Origin of the sequence: Rhodococcus sp. USK13 (assembly GCF_018343855.1) — a bacterium.
GTDB classification, from domain to species: domain Bacteria; phylum Actinomycetota; class Actinomycetes; order Mycobacteriales; family Mycobacteriaceae; genus Rhodococcus_F; species Rhodococcus_F oxybenzonivorans.
On record NZ_CP069242.1, the window covers coordinates 3,305,870 to 3,324,365 of the forward strand.

The window sequence follows — 18,496 nt, forward strand, 5'->3', positions numbered from 1 at the left end:
GGCTCCTCGTGGGTGAGGCGGCGGACGGCCGGCCCTGCGCAGGGGTTTGTGCGGGGCTTGCCGGAATGCGGTCTGCCGCATACTGTGATGTTCACTACATTACATCACATATATTTGATGTGATTCCCAGGAGGAAGTGCCATGCCACAGCAGGCCGAAACGACCGACACGAGTGCAGGCACCACGCCGTTGCCTTCCGCGGAACCGTCACCAGGAACGTTCTCGTCCCTGGACCCGCGCACCGGCGAAGTACTGGCCGAGTACCCCATCCACGGCGAGCGTGACGTGCGTGACGCGGTCGAGCGAGCCCGCAGCGCGGCTCAGTGGTGGAAGGGGCTCGATTTCGACGGCCGCAAGAAGTGGCTGCTCGACTGGAAGAAGTCGATGGCGCGGGACGGAGAGGAACTCGCCCGGCTCGTTGCGGACGAAACGGGAAAGCCGTACGACGACGCACTCCTCGAGGTCATGCTCGCGATCGAGCACCTCGACTGGGCGGCCAAGAACGCCGGCAAAGTTTTGCGCCGCCGCAAGGTGGCTTCCGGGCTGGTCAGTGCGAATCAGGCGAGCAGCGTCGGATACGAGCCGATGGGCGTGGTCGGCGTCATCGGTCCGTGGAACTATCCGGTGTACACCCCGATGGGCTCCGTCTCCTACGCTATGGCGGCGGGCAACGCCGTAGTGTTCAAGCCCAGCGAGCTGACCCCCGGGGTGGCGGTATGGATCGCCGAGAAGTGGGCGGCCCTCGTCCCGAATCAGCCTGTCCTCCAGGTCGTCACGGGTGATGGATCTACCGGATCGGCGCTCGTCGCAGCCGGCGTGGACAAGATCGCCTTCACAGGTTCTGCCGCGACGGGCAAGCGGGTGATGGCCGCGTGTGCGGAAACGCTGACTCCGCTCGTCGTGGAGGCAGGCGGCAAGGACGCCATGCTCGTCGACTCGGACGCAGATCTCGAGGAAGCAGCCGGCTTCGCCGTCTTCGGTGCCATGGGCAACGCCGGGCAGACGTGCGCCGGAGTGGAACGAATCTACGTGGTCGACTCGGTCTACGACGATTTCGTCCGATTGGTCACCGACAAGGCGAAGGCTTTGCACCCTGGTCCGAAGGATGCGTCCTACGGGCCGATGACGATGACCAGCCAGTCCGACGTCGTGCGCCGTCACGTACAGGATGCGTTGGACAAGGGTGGCTCCGCCGTGGTCGGCGGGCTCGACTCCATCAAGGACGGCTACGTGGGCCCGATCGTCCTGACCAACGTTCCGGAGAACAGCACAGCGATCTGTGAGGAGACCTTCGGGCCGACAGTCGTGGTGAACAAGGTCACGAGTCTCGACGAGGCGGTGACGAGAGCGAACGGCACCGCATTCGGCCTCGGTGCTTCCGTATTCACGAAGGACGCCGGAAAGGCGATGCGCGTGGCCGAAGCCTTGCGGGCCGGTGTCGTCACGATCGGTTCGGTACTCGGCTTCGCCGGTGTCGCTGCGTTGCCCTTCGGTGGCGTCGGCGACTCGGGTTTCGGTCGCATCCACGGCGCGGACGGGCTGCGGGAGTTCTGCAGGGTCAAGTCGATCGCCCGGCAGCGGTTCGCGGCACCGTTGAATCTGCTGACGATGGAGCGAAAGAAGCGCGACATGCTTGTTTCCGCCTGGATGCTGAAGAACCGTCACGGGCGTTGAGTGCGGCGGGAAAGGGCGACAATCCCATGCTGATGAAGAACGACAGTGCCGACAGGTCCCCAGGCGCCGCTCCCCGCGGCAGGTATGGCTGGGTACACCGAATCGAACAACTCGATCCGGTGCGTGATCACCAGGAGATTCACCGCATCACGGCAGGTTTCGAGTTTCCCTGGGACTACCAGCGGTCCCTCGAGTTCGCGTTGTTCCGGACCTACTGCGTCCCGACCGTCTCCGAATTGCTCCAGCGCACCGGTGAATTCGAGAAGCGGCCACAGAAGCGCTACGACGACACGGCCCTCCTGATGGCCGAACTGGTCGAACACGGGTACGACTCCGAGCGGGGGATCGAATCCCTGCGTGTGGTCAACCGCATGCACGGCAAGTACGACATCGACAATGACGACATGCTGTACGTGCTCACCACGTTCATCTACGAGCCGATCGATTGGATCGACCGCTTCGGGTGGCGGCGGCTCACTCCGCACGAGCGCCTCGCGTGTTTCCACTTCTACCGCGGCGTCGGGGTTCGAATGGGTATCAAGGATATTCCCACGAGCTACGAGGACTTCTACCGGTTCAAAGCCGACTACGAACGGAAACATTTCCGGTACACGGAGGACAACCACCGCGTCGGAACCTACACACGAGATTTGTTCTGCTCGTGGTTCCCTAGGCCGTTGCGGCCCTTCGTCGCACAGGGAGTGAATGCTCTGCTCGACCCGATGATGCTGTCGGCGTTCGGATTCGACGCTGCACCGGTGTGGTTGCAGCACACCGCCCGGCGTGTGCTCCGATTGCGGGGCAAGTTCGTACGCTTCCTGCCGCCGCGCGCCAGCTCGAAGGCCGCCCGGGACCCGCACAATCGCAGTTATCCGGGTTATCCGGTGGGCTACCGGCCGCGGGACCTCGGCGCAGACAAGGACAACCACCGCGGCGCCCTTGGTCCGTCATTGTCCGAGGAGGACGGCCACCATCAGAGCGTGGAGCCGGGCGCGTGACTCCTCGGCGGTATCGAAGTGGATGAGCCGGCCGATGTCGAGTACCAGTCCGAGCGCGGCATGTACGAGGAACCGCGCCTCGGCTGCCGAAAGCTCCGACCGCACCGCGGTGACGAGATGTACCCACTCCTCGACGTGGAGACGCTGCACGTTGCGGAGATTTCGTCGTTCGTTCTCGGGCAGATTCCCGATTTCGGCGAAGTAGACGGACAGCACTGCCGGATTGCGGAAGGCCAATTCCAGATACGACTCCGCCAGGGTGCACAACGCCTCGCGAGGGTCGGTAGCGGCGGACAGGGCAGCCGACGTCGCCACTGCGAGCCGATCCGCCGCACGATAGAAAACCGCCGCCAAAAGATCTGCCTTGCTGGGGAAGTGCCGGTACACACTGGAGGCATTGATCCCGGCGGCCGCGCCGATTTCCTCGATACTCGAGTCGTGATAGCCGTTCCGGTCGAAAATGTGCACGGCCTCGTTGATCAGCAACTCGCGCTTGGACGTCATGGTCAGCCCACCCGCGCCCTCGACTCGTGCCGGCACGTCACCGGTCGGTACCGCAGGCGGAAGGGTTGTGCGGAGAATCGACTCACACGCGCTCGTCAGAAGCGCGTGGAGGCGACGAGTGGCCAGGGCGGTGCGGTGTGCGCTGATACTGGCCATCACGCTGAGCGTCGCGGCACCCTGAGTCGTGGCATCGACGGCCAACAGTTCCGGCCGCAGCTCTTGCAGCGGCGCCGCCACGCATTGGGTTACGTGGACGAAGACGTTCCGGATGCGAGTGCGGTCGTCGGCCTGGAGGTACCTGCCCTCCCACCGGTAGAGGCCCCCCAGTTTGCGGTGTTCGATCGTGTTGGTGACCAGCGCGGAGATCAGCCGGTCGAGTCGCTCCCCGGCGGCCGCCTCGTCGAGGCCTGCGAGTGCATCGTCGGCGGCGGTGCGCAGTGCATCGGCGGTCGTGGTGGCTGCATGAACGAACAGGGCGTACTTGTTGGGATAGTGCCGGTAGAGGGCGGGACCTGAGATTCCGATGGTGGCTGCGATGTCGTCGACGCCGACGGCGTGGTAGCCGCGCTCGCTGAACGCTTCCGCCGCGACGGTGGCGATCTGCGCCTTGCGGTCTTTCGGCCGACGCCGAACGGGCCTTTCGGTGGCGGCGCCGGCCGCCGTCTTGGTCCGGGCCACGGTCACCTCCGGTAGTCGGCCTGTGCTGCCAGTTTATCGGTACGTCATCTTAACCGGCACTCCCGTGCGTATCGATCGACTCTGGGGGCAGTTCCGGGGCGCGGCTCGCGCCAACATGCCGAAAGCCCTGTGTGCACGTGCGGATAGTGCTTGCCCAGCATTGACACCGGTGCGAGTTGGCGAATAAGTTAACTCGTATTCGCATGCGCGTTCAGCCGGTTCGAGGCCGCGCGCGCTCTCCATCGTCGATAACCGGGCCGCCGCGGGGCGGCACCTATGAAGAGGTGCACTGAGATGCTGAGAACGATATTCACGGAAGCCGAAGCATTGATCACTCGACGACTTTCGGACGTGACGGGTATGCGCGTCGGGGCAGCGTCGTGACCGCCCCCGCGGTCGACGGCCTCCGCGTCGTCAGCGACGGCGGGATCCTCCGGATCACCATCGATCGCCCCGACCGGATGAATGCGCTGGACCTGGCGCACATGACAGCTCTCGGCGCGATCCTCACCGGCGCGGCCACCGACCGCTCCGTCCGGGTCGTCGTCATTTCCGGAGCGGGAAAGGCTTTCAGCACGGGCGCCGACCTCGCGGCCGCCGCGGCGGCGGGAGGGAGGGAGGCGCCACCCGAGGTGGTGATGGAGGCGGCGAACAGGGTGGTACGAGCCATCGTCGACCTGCCGGTGCCTGTCATAGCGCAGGTGAGCGGTGCCGCAGTAGGGGTCGGCGCCTCGATCGCGCTGGCAGCCGACCTCACTTACGCCTGCGAGGATGCGTACCTGCTCCTTGCGTTCGTCAACATCGGGCTGATGCCCGACGGCGGTTCCAGTGCGCTCATCGCTGCGTCGATCGGCCGCGCGAGGGCCACCCGGATGGCGTTGCTCGGTGAACGCCTGGGGGCGCCGGAGGCCGAGCGCGAAGGGTTGATCGCGGGAGTCTTGCCGGCCGGTGAACTGGCGGCTCACGTCGACGCCGTCGCGGCGAAGCTGGCTCATGGTCCGCGGCGTGCCGTCGAACTGACCAAGAGGGCGCTTACGGCATCGACGCTGACAGCGCTCGAAGGTGCCCTCGAGCGGGAGAAGGACGGGCAGACCGAACTGCTGCAGGGGCAGGATTTCGTCGAGGGAGTGACCGCGATGCTCGGCAAGCGAGCGGCTCGCTTCCTGGGGTGATTCCACCGGTCGTTCGAGGCGTCCGCATCCGTTCAGCATGCGAATTCCGGTTAACAAAACCGTTCCGATCACAGTCATGATCTGTAATACTCGTCACAGCCATCGCGCAGGTCCGTCGAAGCGCGCTGGAAGAGACGAGTGCAGCGAAGGGACCACGAACACAATGCCATCTCGTAGCGAGCTGCTCACCCAGCCACTGCAATCCCGTCGCAACCACTGGAACAATTGGGTAGCGACCCATGCCGAGATGAAGCCGGACCATGCCGCGTTTCGCTTCCTCGGGCAGAACACCTCCTGGCGTCAACTCCACGACCGCTCCGAGGCGCTTGCCGGGGCACTGTCCCGCCGTGGAGTCGCGTTCGGCGATCGCGTCCTCCTCCTGACCCTCAACCGGACCGAGTTCTTCGAAGCGGTGCTCGCGATCAACGCGCTCGGCGCCATCGCCGTGCCGGTGAACTTTCGGCTCACACCCCCTGAGGTCGCGTTCATCGCACGCGATTCCGGTGCACGTGCCGTGTTCACCGAGCCGGCGCTCGCGCCGCTGGTCGCGGCCGTACGCCAGGAAGTTCCGGAGCTGAGCCTGGTCGTGAACATGGGCGCGGTGACCGAGGGCGACGTGCTCGGTTACGAGGAGCTACTCGTCGAAGGCGGGCCTGCGTACCACCCTGTCGACCTTCCGGAGGACACCGCCTCTCTCATTCTGTACACCTCCGGAACCACCGGAACCCCCAAAGGGGCGGTGCTGTCCCACTCGAACATGGGCGGGCAGGCCATCACCTGCATCCGCGCCATGCGCTACGACCGGGGTGACGACATCGGGTTCCTTGCGTCACCGGTATTCCACGTCGCCGCGCTCGGTTCCGTCGCCCCCATGCTGATGCTCGGGGGGACCACAGTGATCCATCCCCTCAAGGCCTTTCATCCCACCGAGATGCTGGACGTGTGGGAACAGGAACGGGTCACCTCCGTTTTCCTGGTACCGGTTCAGTGGCAGGCAGTGTGTGCCGACCCCACCGTCGAGGGCCGCGATCTCGCGCTGCGAGTCATCAGCTGGGGTGCAGCCCCGGCGTCGGATACGGTCCTCCGTTCCATGGCGGACACTTTCCCGCACGCCCTGATCGTCGCGGTGTTCGGGCAGACCGAAATGTCACCGATCACGTGCGTGCTCGACGGCGACGACGCGATCCGCAAACTCGGTTCCGTGGGCAAGCCGATCCCGACGATCCACACCCGCATCGTGGACGACGAGATGAACGACGTCGAGCCGGGCACCGTCGGCGAAATCGTCTACCGCGGACCGACCATGATGCAGGAGTACTGGCAGAACCCGACCGCCACAGCCGAGGCTTTCGCCGGCGGCTGGTTCCACTCCGGTGACCTCGTGCGACAGGACGAGGAAGGCTTCGTCTACGTCGTGGACCGCAAGAAAGACATGATCATCTCGGGTGGCGAGAACATCTACTGCGCCGAGGTGGAGAACGTACTGTTCGCGCACCCGAGGATCCGCGAGGCAGCCGTCGTCGGCCGCCCCGATCCGAAGTGGACCGAAGTGCCCGTCGCCATCGTGGCGCTCGCCGACGACGGTGACGACCTCTCGGCCGACGAGCTCACGGCATGGCTCGACGACAAACTGGCCCGCTACAAGCATCCGAAAGACGTCGTCGTCGTCGAGGCGTTGCCGCGCAATGCCAGCGGCAAGGTCGTCAAGGGCGAACTTCGAAAAATGCACGGCGCGAACAGCGTCGTGGTCTGAACCCGTGCCGAGATGACATTCGAACTGCCACCCACGAAGGGGCCGTTGAGCCAGTTCGCCCATGAGGTCGGTGCGCTCATCGGTTTCTCGATTGCGACTGTGGTTGCCGCAGTGCAAGTGCTCGTCAGGCGCAAGCTGGCATGGCGAGAATTTCTCGACCAGGCGTGGCGGCTCGCGTCGGTCACCTCGGCGCCTGCACTGCTTCTCATGATCCCGATCGGGGTTCTGATCGCTGTGACGATCGGCAGTCTCGCCGGTCAGCTCGGTGCCGAGGGATATACCGGGGCGGTCGTCGGCTTCGTGATCGTCGGGCAGGCGTCTGCACTGGTATGCGCGTTGATGCTGGCCGGTGTCGGGGGTTCCGCGATCTGCGCCGACCTGGGGTCGCGCACGATCCGGGAAGAGGTCGAAGCCATGGAAGTCATCGGGCTCAACGTGATCGAAAGGCTGGTCGTCCCCAGGGTTCTCGCATCGGTCGTCGTCGGGGTCGCGCTGTGCGCGATGGTCACGGCGATCGGTGTGTCGGCCTGCTTCTTCTTTCAGGTCGTCGTCCAGGACACCTCGGCCGGCAGCTTCCTCACCGCACTGTCCCAGTACACCCGGCTCTCGGATTTCGTCGTCGCGCTCGTCAAGTCCGCAGCCTTCGCCGTCACCTCAGCGCTGATCGCCAGCTTCAAGGGCCTGCACACCAAGGGCGGTCCCAGTGGTGTTGCCGATGCCGTCAACGAGGCAGTGGTCCTCGCTTTCATCTTGGTCTTCATCGTGAATACCGTTCTCAGTCAGCTTTATTCCGTTCTCGTCGTCCCAGTGGGTGGTTACTGATGGTGGTGGTCGATGCCAGATGGTCCGCGGCGCACTGTGTGAAGTCGAAGGCTCGTCAACCCCTGAATCTGCTGACGGGGCTGGGCCGGGAATTCACTTTCTACGGAAGCGCAATCGCAGGAATACCCCTCGCAGTGGTGAAGTACTGGCGGCACATCATGCGCCAGGTCGGTGACATCAGCTTCGGTGGCGCCACCGTACTCGCCGGCGGAGGCGCGATCGGAGTCGTGTTCGCCATGTCCGCTGTTGCGGCCACTCAGGTGGGCATCGAGGGTTTGCGCGGGCTCGATCTACTGGGAATGGGGTCGTTGTCCGGGCTCCTGTCCGCGATTCTGAACACGCGTGAGCTGGCGCCGGTGATTGCGTCGATAGCGCTCGCGGCCAAGGTCGGGACCGGGTTCACCGCGCAGCTGGGATCGATGCGGATCTCGGAGGAGATCAGCGCGCTCGACGCGATGGCGATCCGCTCGCTGCCGTTTCTGGCGAGCACCCGGCTCGTGTCCTGCCTGATCTGTGTCGTGCCGCTCTACATCGTGGGGCTCCTGTCGTCGTACCTGGCGTCGCGGCTGGTGATCGTCACCTTCGCCGGACAGTCCGCTGGTACCTACGACTACTACTTCCATCTCATGCTCACTCCCACCGACATCCTGTATTCGTTCGTCAAGGCCATCGTCTTCGCCACCATCATCGCGCTGGTGCACTGCTCGTACGGGTATCACGCATTCGGAGGTCCCGAGGGCGTCGGCCGGGCCGCCGGGCGCGCGTTGCGCACCAGCATCCTCGCCATCGGAATCGTGGACCTGCTGTTGACTCTTGCACTCTGGGGTCTCGTGCCGTCCGCTCCCGCGCTGGGGCTGCCGTGATGCGGGGCCGCCCGGGCGGCCCAGGTACGATCGCCCTCGCCGTTCGCGGACTACTCGGCGTCGTCGTCCTCGCCACCGGATCGATTCTCCTCGTCGGCTTCGGCACCGAGTCGATCGTGACCGATCCCGTGGTGCACGCGACCCTGCCGGCAGAGGCGGGGGCCGTGAAGTCGCATTCGACGGTGTCGTACCGCGGCGCCGCGGTGGGCACCGTGGCCAGTGTCGATCCTGGCATCGAGAAGTCGGGGCTGGAGATCAGCCTCGATCCCCAGCAGATCCACCACATCCCGGCGAGCGTTCGCGTTCGGATCGTGCCCCGCACCCTGTTCGGCGACCAGATCGTGGACCTCGTACCCACCGGCGCCGCAGCCGGAGCGAGGCTCGCCGAGGGAGCGCACCTCGAACCCGACACCTCTACCGAAACGGTGCAGATGTACGACCTGTACTCGCGCGTCTACCAGCTGTTGTCCGAGGTGGAGCCGGAACAGATGCAGGCGGCCCTCAGTGCGGTCGCGGACGCGCTGCGCGGCCGAGGCGAGCAGCTGGGTCACACTCTCGACAGCCTCCACGAGGTCGCGCAGGCGACAGCGCCGCTCGTCGATTCGGTGGCGCAGCGCGCCCCGCAGATCGCCCGTCTCAGTGAGCAGCTGGGTGCGGCGTCCCCGGATCTACTGGCCACGATGGAGGCGGCGACGTCCCTGTCGCACACCCTGGTGGAGAACGCCGACAGCTTCACCGGGTTTCTCGCCGCCAGTCTCGTCGTCTCCAGGAACTCGGGGGCTGTCGTGGAGGAGAACGCAGATTCGATGATCGCTGTGGCACTGAATCTTTCACCCACCCTCGGCACGATGGCGAGTAAGTCCGACATGCTGCGGGCAACACTCGACGAGCTCGGTCCGTTCGGCGAGGCAGGGGCATCGGTTTTCGCGACCGGCAAGTTTGCGGTGCGGGTCGCTGCCGACCTGTCGAATCCGCGGCCGTACACCGCTGCGGACTGCCCTCGTTATCCCGGCCTCAGCGGGCCCAACTGCGGTGAAGGACGTGGTCGATGAACGTCCGCGGATCGGCGTTCAAATTGGCGATCTTCCTGGTCGTCGCGGTGTTCGCCGCAGTTCTCGTGGTCAACACCCTGCGAGTCCCCGTCCCCGGCCCGACTGTCGGATTCAAGGCGATGTTCACCGACGCCCAGGGCGTCACGCCTGGCAGCGACGTCACCATCGCCGGCGTGCGAGTAGGAAAGGTCGATTCGGTGCAGATCGTGGACGGTGATGCCGGAACCGCCTCCGCCCTGGTCGGTTTCCGGGTGGAGCGCGATCAGAAGTTGCCCGCGGACACCACCGTCGCCATTCGATACGGCGACTTGCTGGGTGTCCGGTACCTCGACCTGAGTGCAGGCGAAATCGGGAAAGGCACCCTCGAGGAGGGGGAGACGATCCCGCTCGACCGCACTTCGCCTGCCCTGGACCTGACGAGTCTGTTCAATGGTTTCAAGCCCCTGTTCGAGGCGATCGACCCCACCCAGGTCAACGAACTCGCCTCCGAGGTCGTCGCCGTATTCGACGGCGGGAGAACCAGTGTCGACACCCTGCTGCGAAGGGTCACCGCGGTGACCGAAAATCTGGCGAATCACGATCAGGTCATCGGTGAGCTCATCGGCAATCTCGAGGCCGTTGCCACCACCGCGGCCGCCAGGGGACCAGAACTCTCGCACTTGGTGGAAAGCCTCACCGCGTTCACCGGGATGCTCGCCGAGAACAACGACGTGTTGATCGACACCCTCGACAACACGGCTGCCGTCAGCGCCTCGATGATCGACATCCTCGACGGCCGAGTTCCCGAACTCACCCGAACGGTAGACCGGATGAATTCGCTTACGGGTGCGATGCTCGGCGCGAACGCCGAGTTCGACCACCTGATGACGGCGACTCCGAGCTTCTTCGCCTCCGTCAACCGCGCCGGCGAGTACGGATCGTGGCTCAACATCTACTTGTGCACCTTCATCGTCAATGTCGACGGTCAGGAAGGCGCATTGGGTCCAGACCTGCATTCGAGGTATTGCCAATGACGTTCGTGGACAAGATTCGGGACGTCTGGGACTCCCTGTCCGGCAAGGAACGTGTGCGACCGGTCAGTCCCCTTGCCGTGGGGGCCGTGGGAATCACGGCCGCCACACTGGTTCTGGCAGTCGTCCTCGTCGTACCTCGGCTGAGCTTTACCGTTCGGACCGACGCGTACACCGCGGAACTCGCCAACGCGGCGGGCCTGACCACCTCGGACTATGTCTACGTCGCCGGAGTTCCTGCCGGCCGGGTCACGGAGGTCGATCTTGCCGGCGATCGCGTCCTCGTACATTTCCGGCTCGACGGTGAACGACGCCTCGGCTCCACGACTTCGGCGGGAGTGAAACTGTCGACCATCCTCGGTAAGAGATATCTCGATGTCGCGCCTTCCGGGCCGGGTGAGACGCCGTCGAACGGAGTGATCCCGCTGAGCCGCACCAGCGTGCCTTACTCCCTCGACGACATCGGGTCCGGCGCGATCGAAGCAGCGAGCGAACTGGACGTCGAGGGACTGCAGAAAATGGTTGCGACGGTCACGGACACGATGCCCACGGATGCCACCCTCAACCGGGATGCGCTGGCAGGGATCAGCGCAGCGTCCGCGATCCTGGCCAAGAATGCGGACCAGATCACGCAATTGCTCGACAGTTCCCGAACTGTGACGGATGTGCTGGTAAGTCAGCAGGACCAGTTGTCGACGCTGCTGGGAAATGCCGAGGTCGTCATGAAGACGCTTGCGACGCGACGGGAAGCGATACGTCAGATGGTCGAAGATCTGGAGTCCCTGGTAGCTCAGGCGTCGCAGTTCCTCGGCGAGAACACACACGATCTCGACCTTCTGCTTGCGAACGCGCGTCAGGTGACGGACCGCCTCAACGCGAACCTGGGCAATATCGACGCCCTCCTCACGCAGGGTGCACCGGCCGCACGCGCCCTGGTCAACTCGACCGGAACCGGCGATTGGGCCGACGTCTCCGCACCCTCCGCCTTCATCGCGGACAACCTTCTGTGCGTCGTCGGACTGCTGACGGGGTGTTCGTGAAGACCGCGGCGCGCAGGGTTGTGAGGATCGCTCTGACGGTCGGGCTCGTGGTGGCGATCGCAGTTGCCGGTTGGCTGGTGATCTTCCGGTCGTCCTCAACCACAGTGCATTCGGAGTTCGCCTACGTGAACGGGGTCTTTCCCGGAACCAAGGTCACCGTGCTGGGAGTTCCGGTGGGCACCGTCGAGGCGGTGGAACCGAGGGGTGCGACGGTCCTGATCACCATGTCGGTCGCCGCCGATGTCAGCCTTCCTGCAGATGCGCACTCGTATGTGCTGGTGTCGTCCGCGATCGGTGAACGCTTCGTCGAACTCGGACCGGCCTACACCGGCGGACCGGTACTGGGCAGTGGCGACACCATCCCGCTCGAGCGCAGTCACTCGCCGATTACCTGGGACCAACTGATGGACAGTGTCGAGACTGTGGTCGAGGTGCTCGGTCCGGAAGGCGGCAACGTGGGAGCGGCACTCTCGGCCACCGCGGCATCCACTCACGGTACGGGCCAGGCGATGAACGATGCCATCCGCACGCTGTCCCAGGCGAGTTCGGTCGTCGCCGGCAACAGCGAGGATCTCGGCGCCCTCATCGATAATGTGGAGGTGCTCGTCACGACGATCTCGGCGCGGCAGGCTCAGGTCGACTCGCTGGCACAGTCGCTGACTGTCGTCGGCGACGAGTTCGCCGGACAGCAGTTCGAGATCGGCTCCACGATAGTCCAGCTCACGACTCTGCTGGACCACATCGATCAGCTCGTTGCCGCTCGTGGCGGCGACCTGAGTGCCAGTATCGACAACCTCGCCGGAATGAGTGGAGTTCTTCGACAGCACGACACCGACCTCGCCGAGATCATGGATCTGCTGCCCTTGCTCGTCGACAATATTCAGCGTGCGGTCACCCCCGACCAGCGTGCCCGCATCCGATTGAACATCTCGACCAATCTTGCGCAGGCCGAGCCGACGTCGCCTCTGTGTCAGGTGGTCGATCCGGTCCTCTGCCGCGGACCAGGAATCACCAACCCGATTCAATTCCCTCCCAGCATGTCCGATCCGTTCGGGCTACGTGAACTCATGGTCGGAGGACGATGACGATCCGGAGCAGAATGCACGCACTGACGACTGTGGTGATCCTCGGGGCCGCCGCGATCACGTCCGGATGCTCGCTCAGCCTTCAAAGCCTGTCGGTCGGTCACGCGCCCGACGGGCCGTCGTATCGCATCACCGCAGAGTTCGCGGGTGCCGACCGGGTCGTACCCGGTGCCGAAGTCCGGGCCGGACAGGATGTGATCGGTCGCGTATCCGAGGTGTCCACCCGAAACTTCACGGCCAGGCTCGAGTTGCGGATCCGTGACGACGTCCGTGTGCCTCGAGATGTCACCGCGCGGATCGAGTTGCCCACTGCCCTCGGCAATCCGTTCGTGCGGCTGAATTTGGAGGACGGAATCGGGGCACCGATGGGCGACGGTGACGCGATTCCATTGGTACACACGTCGCGCGGCCCGGACATCGAAAGTGGACTGGCAGCGCTCGCCACCGTGCTCAACGGCAGTGGAATCGATCAGATGAGCACCATCATGCGGGAATTGAGCGCAGCCTTCGCCGGCCGCTCCGACAAGGTGCGAGACCTCGCCGACATGTTGAACAACACGCTGGGCGTCGTCGACGACCACCGTGACGAACTGAACAGGGCAATAGGGGCCTCCCATGCGTTTTCCGCCGAATTGGCGGCCGGGCAGCCGATACTGGATCGGGCGCTGACCGAAATGTCGCCGGTGATCGACCTACTGCTGTCCCAGCGTGAACAGATCACCGCGCTCATGCAACAGGCGTCCGCACTCACCGGGGAAGCCGAACGTGTCCTCGGGAGCGCCGGAACGGAGCTGTCGGCCGAAATCGATGACGCCGGCACGGTACTGGCCGCCCTCGAAGGATTCGAATCGGAGCTGGCGCCGACACTGGACGCGGTCGCACGGTTCCTCGGTGGATTCGCCGCCGCCACACCCGGCGACTACGTGACCTTCAACGGGACTTTCGACGTCACAGCGGTCATCGCGAAACTGCTCACCGGCTCGGCGCCCCTCGAGGTCCCGGAAGCCCGGACGCTGGCCGAGGTCCTCGGCGGAGGTGTCCGCTGATGACCCGGCACCTCGTGGCGCAGCTCGTCATGTTCGTTGTGATCTCACTGGTCGCGATCCTGTTCGGGTTGCGGTACGTCGCCGGACCGGACACGTTCGGCGATCCTCTCCGGCTGAGCGCCGAACTGGACAACGCAGCCGGGCTCGCCCGCGGAACCTCGGTGAACTACCGCGGAGTGGGAGTAGGAACAGTCGAATCGGTCGACGTCAGCCCGTCCGGTTCGGGCATCGTGCTCGGAATCGAACTGCATCCGGGCACCGAGATACCGATCGGGTCCGTCGCGAAGATCAGCACCGAGAATCCGGTCGGCATTCAGTCCCTCGACATCATGCCCACCACCGACCAGCCGCCCTATCTGGTCGACGGAGACGTCATCGCCGTCCCGGCGGACGGGGTTCCGAAGTCGCTGGACGCTACCCTCGTTCAGGCGACCGACCTGGTGAACACACTCGACGTGCGCGACCTCTCGACGATTGCCGACACGTTCGGCACCGCCTTCCAGGGAACCGGACCGGACCTGCAGAACCTGCTCGACAATTCGGCCGAGGCAGCGCAGCTACTCGACAGTCGCACAGAAGCGCTCACCACCATCGTCGACAAGGGAATGCCACTCCTGGACAGCGCCGACGGATTGGCCGCAGCACTGCCCGGATCGGCAAGCACCGCACGAAGTGTTTTCGAACAACTGCGGGCCAACGATGCGGCCCTCGTCGAATTGATGGGACGCTCGCCCCAAACGATGGCGAGCCTCGACTCCCTGCTTGCCGGCAACCGCGACTCCCTCGGCACGATGCTCGCCGATCTGGTCCTCCCCACCCGCATCGTGGCGGATCGGCAACCGTCACTCGAGTACGGCCTGTCGATCATGCCCACGGCACTGCCGAAGATCGGTTCGATCGAGAAGGGCGGACTGGCCGATCTGCTCCTCGTCGGCACGCAGGGCCCGATGTGCGTGTACGACGCCCCCCGCCGACTGGTCACCGAGGCGGAACCACGTGAACCGGCCCTCGACTGGACGTGCCAGTCGCAGGAGTACCTCGAACAGCGTGGTGCGGTCAATGTCCCACGCCCCGACGATCTCGGGCAGGAGAACGCGACTCGGAGCGGGGGTGTGTACGGTCCGCCGGCCGCAGAGGATCCGTTGGTGATTCAGCCACCCCTCACAGGCCGCACCCCTCGCTGATTCCGCGGGACTCGACGGGACCGCAGGCGGACGTGGGTGCTACGGGGGAGTCCCTGCGGCCCTTCGGTATCCGCGCACTGCGGGGTAGGTGAACACGATCAGTCCACCGATCGACCAGGCGATCGTCTTGATCAGTGGTTCCGCCACCGGACCGCCCATCGACAGACCCTTCATCGCGTCGATGGCACAGGACATCGGCTGGTTCTCGACGAACGACTGCAACCAGGTCGGGTACGCGGCGGTGGGTACGAATCCCGAGTTGAAGAACAGCAGAAGTGTGCAGAGCAGGGACAGCAGTTCGACGAGTGGCGCCTTCCCCGCGTTGACAGCGAGGGCTGTCACCATCGTCGCGAAGCTGACGCCGAAGAGAAGTGGCAGAAGCATGAGGCCCACGCCGGCGAGAACGCCCTGGTCGAACCGGAAGCCGAGGGCAATTCCGACGGCGATGATGAGGACCGTCGTCAGAGAGATGCGCACACACTCGGCCAGCAGCCGGCTGACCAGGGGAGAAGCCCTGTGGACGGGGAGAACCCAGAACCTGCCGAGCAGGCCGTTGGCCCATTCTTTCTTGAGGGACAGTCCCCCCGCGATGGAGCCGAACATGGCACCGACCAGAGTGATCATGGGGACGGTGCCGTACAGACTGTTGACGCCCGTGGCCTTGGTGATCGAAATGCCCAACACGGCCCAGAACATGACGAGCATCAGTGCGGGATAGACGATGGCCTGGATCATCGTTCCGGGGTCGCGAGCCCAACGCACAAGAAGCCGTTTCGTCTGCAACAGGCTGTGAACCACCAGGGCGGATGCCGAATTCTCGGGATGTGGCTTCGACACCGCGGGGAACGTCACCCGGGTTGGCGCCTCGGCTCGATACTCGGTAGTCATCCGCGCCTCACATTCGACCAGATCGACAATGGAACGAAAGCGAGCACGAGTCCGGCGCACCACAGCAGAGTCGGCGTCATCTGGTGCAGGGTGATCGTGCCCTCGGTCATGGCACGCATCGATTCGGAGAACTGAGATATCGGCTGGTTCCGCACAAAGCCCTGCGCCCACTCCGGGAACTGGCTCACCGGAACGAATCCGGAGGAGAACATCCCCAGAATCAGCTGCGGGAGCGTGAGCGCCTGGCTGGTGACTTCCGGGCTCCCCGTCAGCGTTCCGAGCGCATCCGCACCGGTCGTGAGTGCGAACCCGATGAGCATCGCCAGGGCACAGAAGCCGAGGGTCAGCCTCGTGCCGCCATCGAACCTGAAACCGATGAGGTACCCGTAGGTCACGGCAGCGACGAGCGAAATGGACGAGTGCACGAGTGACGCAGACATGCGCGCCGCCAAGGGTATGGCTGCTCCTACGGGCATGGTCTGGAATCGGGTATTCATACCGTTCGACGACTCGGTCGCCGCTCGATGCGCGGCGGACACGGCCGTGAACGCCATTGCTTGGAGCACGATGATCGGCATGACGAACTGGGCGTAGTCGACGCCCTGGAACTTCATCACCAGACGCAGCGGTAGGTAGAAGCCGACCGTGAAGATCAACGGTGCCAGCACCGCGATGAAGAACTGACCCGTCACCGACATGGTGTGGAGATTTCGCTGGGTCAGTGCAACCCACTGCTGCACGTTGGACGGCTGGGGCTTGCGGTGCTTGCCCGCGAGAGCGCGTTCGAAGGCTACCTGCGGGGGCGCCGTCACGACGGCAGGCTCTCGTCGACGCGTGCATGTCCGGTGAGCGAGAGGAACACGTCATCGAGCGACGGCCGTCGGAGTGCGATGTCGGCAAGTTTGACACCAGCCATGTCGAGGCGACGAAGCACCTCGGCGAGAGTCTGGGCACCGTGCTCGGCCGGAATCGACAAGCGGTCGGAACCTTCCTCGATGACGCGGTCGGGAGGGCACAGGCCTGCCAGAACCTCGCGCACGCGCGGCAGATCGGAGAGCTGGACCGGAACCACTTCGCAATAGCTGCCGCCGGTGCGGGCCTTGAGGTCGTCCGCCGAGCCTTCGGCGATCACCGTGCCCTTGTCGATGACCACGATGTTGTCGCTCAGCAAGTCGGCCTCTTCGAGGTACTGCGTGGTGAGCAGAATGGTGATGCCCTGATCTTTCAGCGCAGACACGAGACCCCACACGCCCTGACGGCTGCGGGGGTCGAGGCCGGTGGTCGGTTCGTCGAGGAACACCACTTCCGGCCGGATCACCAGACCGCACGCGATGTCGACGCGTCGACGCATACCGCCCGAGTAGCCGGACACTTTTCGGTCACCGGCATCGAGGAGGTCGAACTGAGTCAGGAGATCCTGGGCCCGCGCCTTCGCGTCGCCCTTGGGCAGACCCATCAGACGCCCGAACAACACGAGGTTCTCGCGGCCGGTCAACGACTCGTCGAGGGCTGCGTACTGCCCCGTCATCATGATGCTCCGCCGCACGTCCGCCGATTCGGTGACGACGTCGTGCCCGGCGACGAAGGCCCGTCCGGCATCAGGCCGGAGCAGTGTGGACAAGACGTTGACGGTGGTGGTCTTTCCGGCGCCGTTGGGGCCCAGGATGCCCAGAACCGTGCCGCGGGGTACCTCGAAGCTCACGCCCCGCAACGCTGCGACGTCACCGAAGGATTTTTCGATTCCCTCGACAAGTACGGCGGTGTCAGGTGCAGGCATGTCCTCGAGTATGGCACGCGAGAAGGGAGATGAAGCCAGACCCGCGAACCATGTCCACGTCCGGGGAAGGGGCCGGGGAATCTTCTGTAACGCGCGCAGACAGGTACACGATAAATGCCGCACACCTGTACCAGTTCCACTCCCGCGACCGCCGCGACATCGGCGTCTTCCACGTCGACGGCCATGGTGTGCGAACGTCAGGCCCGGTGTCCGCGGTACTCCCGCAGGGCAATTCGCCGCCGCGGAGGGGTCGGGGCCGAAATGTGAGCTTCGACATGCGTCGTGCCGTCGTCCACCTCCGCTTACGCGTCGGTGCGCTCACCGTGGCTGCTCGCCCGAGAGCTAGGAAGTCTCCGGTCCCGCACTGCGGGGTGTCACCCACGTCGTGATGTCGGCGTGGACCACCTCGTTCCCCGCGCGGTCGACGATGCGTACCGGCACCACCAGCTCAGCGCCCTCGGTGATGGTGGCAAAGTCCGGCGGCTCCGGTAGTTCGGCGATAGCCCGCAGCGATCCGTTCGCCTTGGCGAGATAGTCGACCGTCATGGACTTCGGAATCCATCGATGCGTGCTCGGCACGGTCGCTTCGGACAGCATGCCCATGGCGACCTCGGCGAGGTTGCAGGCCGCGATGGCGTGAAACGTGCCGAGGTGATTGCGCACGCCCCACCATTTCGGGGCGTGTACCTCGCAGCGTCCGGGGCGCATGTCGACGACGCGGGGGAGCACCGAGCCGAAGTAGGGAACGCGTACACACATCGCCAGGGAGAAGAGAGTGTGACCGAAGGCGTTGTCCGGAAGCTTCTGCCAGGCGGCGAAGGTAGGACTCGAAGTCGTCATCCCGACACCTTACTCGAAAGTAAGTTCTGTGGCCGCAGCACCGGTCCGGGTCGGTTTGAAGTCTCGGGCCTCGTACGGCATACTGGTCGGGTTGCCTTGTCTGGGACGCG

General features: G+C 64.9%; 17 protein-coding genes. 12 read left to right on the forward strand and 5 right to left on the reverse strand.

What is annotated here, in order from left to right:
• The first annotated feature begins 141 nt into the window (after window positions 1-141).
• Together JQT59_RS17525 and JQT59_RS17530 are read left to right on the forward strand one after the other, a co-directional pair.
• Window positions 142-1,674 carry an aldehyde dehydrogenase family protein gene (locus JQT59_RS17525; RefSeq protein ID WP_213577152.1) on the forward strand — a complete coding sequence of 511 codons (1,533 nt, stop codon included), beginning with the start codon at window positions 142-144 and terminating at the stop codon, window positions 1,672-1,674.
• A 26-nt stretch (window positions 1,675-1,700) separates the two neighbouring features.
• Entirely contained in the window at window positions 1,701-2,672 is a 972-nt protein-coding gene (locus JQT59_RS17530; protein ID WP_213577826.1) for an oxygenase MpaB family protein, read from the forward strand.
• Here JQT59_RS17530 and JQT59_RS17535 read toward each other — a convergent pair.
• Window positions 2,622-3,860 carry a TetR/AcrR family transcriptional regulator gene (locus JQT59_RS17535; RefSeq protein ID WP_213577153.1) on the reverse strand — a complete coding sequence of 413 codons (1,239 nt, stop codon included), beginning with the start codon at window positions 3,858-3,860 and terminating at the stop codon, window positions 2,622-2,624. The two genes, JQT59_RS17530 and JQT59_RS17535, sit on opposite strands and share 51 nt — an antisense overlap.
• Before the next feature lie 374 nt (window positions 3,861-4,234).
• On the opposite strand from JQT59_RS17535, the gene JQT59_RS17540 reads away from it, so the two are divergent.
• From JQT59_RS17540 to JQT59_RS17585, 10 genes are all read left to right on the forward strand, one after another.
• The gene (locus JQT59_RS17540) at window positions 4,235-5,026 is read left to right on the forward strand and encodes an enoyl-CoA hydratase (RefSeq protein WP_213577154.1); all 792 of its coding nucleotides are present in this window, start codon (window positions 4,235-4,237) and stop codon (window positions 5,024-5,026) included.
• A gap of 163 nt (window positions 5,027-5,189) precedes the next feature.
• Complete coding sequence (gene fadD5, locus JQT59_RS17545) at window positions 5,190-6,779, forward strand: fatty-acid--CoA ligase FadD5 (protein ID WP_213577155.1); 1,590 nt, start codon at window positions 5,190-5,192, stop codon at window positions 6,777-6,779.
• A gap of 12 nt (window positions 6,780-6,791) precedes the next feature.
• Window positions 6,792-7,601: an MlaE family ABC transporter permease gene (locus JQT59_RS17550; protein WP_213577156.1), complete on the forward strand. Its 810-nt coding sequence runs from the start codon at window positions 6,792-6,794 to the stop codon at window positions 7,599-7,601.
• Window positions 7,602-7,603: 2 nt separating this feature from the next.
• Complete coding sequence (locus JQT59_RS17555) at window positions 7,604-8,464, forward strand: MlaE family ABC transporter permease (RefSeq protein WP_213577828.1); 861 nt, start codon at window positions 7,604-7,606, stop codon at window positions 8,462-8,464.
• Window positions 8,464-9,516, forward strand: a complete 1,053-nt coding sequence (locus JQT59_RS17560; protein WP_213577157.1) for an MCE family protein — start codon at window positions 8,464-8,466, stop codon at window positions 9,514-9,516. The genes JQT59_RS17555 and JQT59_RS17560 overlap by 1 nt, the downstream gene beginning before the upstream one ends.
• Window positions 9,513-10,529, forward strand: a complete 1,017-nt coding sequence (locus JQT59_RS17565; RefSeq protein ID WP_213577158.1) for an MCE family protein — start codon at window positions 9,513-9,515, stop codon at window positions 10,527-10,529. Before JQT59_RS17560 ends, JQT59_RS17565 begins: the two co-directional genes overlap by 4 nt.
• Window positions 10,526-11,566, forward strand: a complete 1,041-nt coding sequence (locus JQT59_RS17570; RefSeq protein WP_213577159.1) for an MCE family protein — start codon at window positions 10,526-10,528, stop codon at window positions 11,564-11,566. The genes JQT59_RS17565 and JQT59_RS17570 overlap by 4 nt, the downstream gene beginning before the upstream one ends.
• A complete protein-coding gene (locus tag JQT59_RS17575) occupies window positions 11,563-12,651 on the forward strand; it encodes an MCE family protein (protein WP_249354512.1) in 1,089 nt (362 codons plus the stop codon). The genes JQT59_RS17570 and JQT59_RS17575 overlap by 4 nt, the downstream gene beginning before the upstream one ends.
• 14 nt (window positions 12,652-12,665) lie before the next feature.
• Window positions 12,666-13,697, forward strand: coding sequence for an MCE family protein (locus JQT59_RS17580; protein WP_249354514.1), 1,032 nt, complete (start codon window positions 12,666-12,668; stop codon window positions 13,695-13,697).
• Entirely contained in the window at window positions 13,697-14,881 is a 1,185-nt protein-coding gene (locus JQT59_RS17585; RefSeq protein WP_249354516.1) for an MCE family protein, read from the forward strand. Before JQT59_RS17580 ends, JQT59_RS17585 begins: the two co-directional genes overlap by 1 nt.
• A 39-nt stretch (window positions 14,882-14,920) precedes the next feature.
• Here the strand turns inward: JQT59_RS17585 and JQT59_RS17590 are convergent, their stop codons facing one another.
• The 4 genes from JQT59_RS17590 to JQT59_RS17605 form a co-directional block, all read right to left on the reverse strand.
• On the reverse strand, window positions 14,921-15,769 hold the full coding sequence (locus JQT59_RS17590) for an ABC transporter permease (protein ID WP_109331610.1): 849 nt from the start codon (window positions 15,767-15,769) through the stop codon (window positions 14,921-14,923).
• The gene (locus tag JQT59_RS17595) at window positions 15,766-16,581 is read right to left on the reverse strand and encodes an ABC transporter permease (protein WP_213577162.1); all 816 of its coding nucleotides are present in this window, start codon (window positions 16,579-16,581) and stop codon (window positions 15,766-15,768) included. The genes JQT59_RS17590 and JQT59_RS17595 overlap by 4 nt, the downstream gene beginning before the upstream one ends.
• The gene (locus tag JQT59_RS17600) at window positions 16,578-17,546 is read right to left on the reverse strand and encodes an ATP-binding cassette domain-containing protein (RefSeq protein WP_109331608.1); all 969 of its coding nucleotides are present in this window, start codon (window positions 17,544-17,546) and stop codon (window positions 16,578-16,580) included. Before JQT59_RS17600 ends, JQT59_RS17595 begins: the two co-directional genes overlap by 4 nt.
• Window positions 17,547-17,888: 342 nt before the next feature.
• A complete protein-coding gene (locus JQT59_RS17605) occupies window positions 17,889-18,386 on the reverse strand; it encodes a hotdog fold domain-containing protein (RefSeq protein WP_213577163.1) in 498 nt (165 codons plus the stop codon).
• Window positions 18,387-18,496 lie beyond the last annotated feature (110 nt).

Bases quoted from the DNA above. Each gene is read 5' to 3' on its own strand.
- JQT59_RS17530 (WP_213577826.1), top strand. From the start codon at position 1,701: ATGCTGATGAAGAACGACAGTGCCGACAGGTCCCCAGGCGCCGCTCCC.
- JQT59_RS17580 (WP_249354514.1), top strand. From the start codon at position 12,666: ATGCACGCACTGACGACTGTGGTGATCCTCGGGGCCGCCGCGATCACG.
- fadD5 (WP_213577155.1), top strand. From the start codon at position 5,190: ATGCCATCTCGTAGCGAGCTGCTCACCCAGCCACTGCAATCCCGTCGC.
- JQT59_RS17600 (WP_109331608.1), bottom strand. From the start codon at position 17,546: ATGCCTGCACCTGACACCGCCGTACTTGTCGAGGGAATCGAAAAATCC.
- JQT59_RS17570 (WP_213577159.1), top strand. From the start codon at position 10,526: ATGACGTTCGTGGACAAGATTCGGGACGTCTGGGACTCCCTGTCCGGC.
- JQT59_RS17525 (WP_213577152.1), top strand. From the start codon at position 142: ATGCCACAGCAGGCCGAAACGACCGACACGAGTGCAGGCACCACGCCG.
- JQT59_RS17605 (WP_213577163.1), bottom strand. From the start codon at position 18,386: ATGACGACTTCGAGTCCTACCTTCGCCGCCTGGCAGAAGCTTCCGGAC.
- JQT59_RS17590 (WP_109331610.1), bottom strand. From the start codon at position 15,769: ATGACTACCGAGTATCGAGCCGAGGCGCCAACCCGGGTGACGTTCCCC.
- JQT59_RS17585 (WP_249354516.1), top strand. From the start codon at position 13,697: ATGACCCGGCACCTCGTGGCGCAGCTCGTCATGTTCGTTGTGATCTCA.
- JQT59_RS17565 (WP_213577158.1), top strand. From the start codon at position 9,513: ATGAACGTCCGCGGATCGGCGTTCAAATTGGCGATCTTCCTGGTCGTC.
- JQT59_RS17560 (WP_213577157.1), top strand. From the start codon at position 8,464: ATGCGGGGCCGCCCGGGCGGCCCAGGTACGATCGCCCTCGCCGTTCGC.
- JQT59_RS17550 (WP_213577156.1), top strand. From the start codon at position 6,792: ATGACATTCGAACTGCCACCCACGAAGGGGCCGTTGAGCCAGTTCGCC.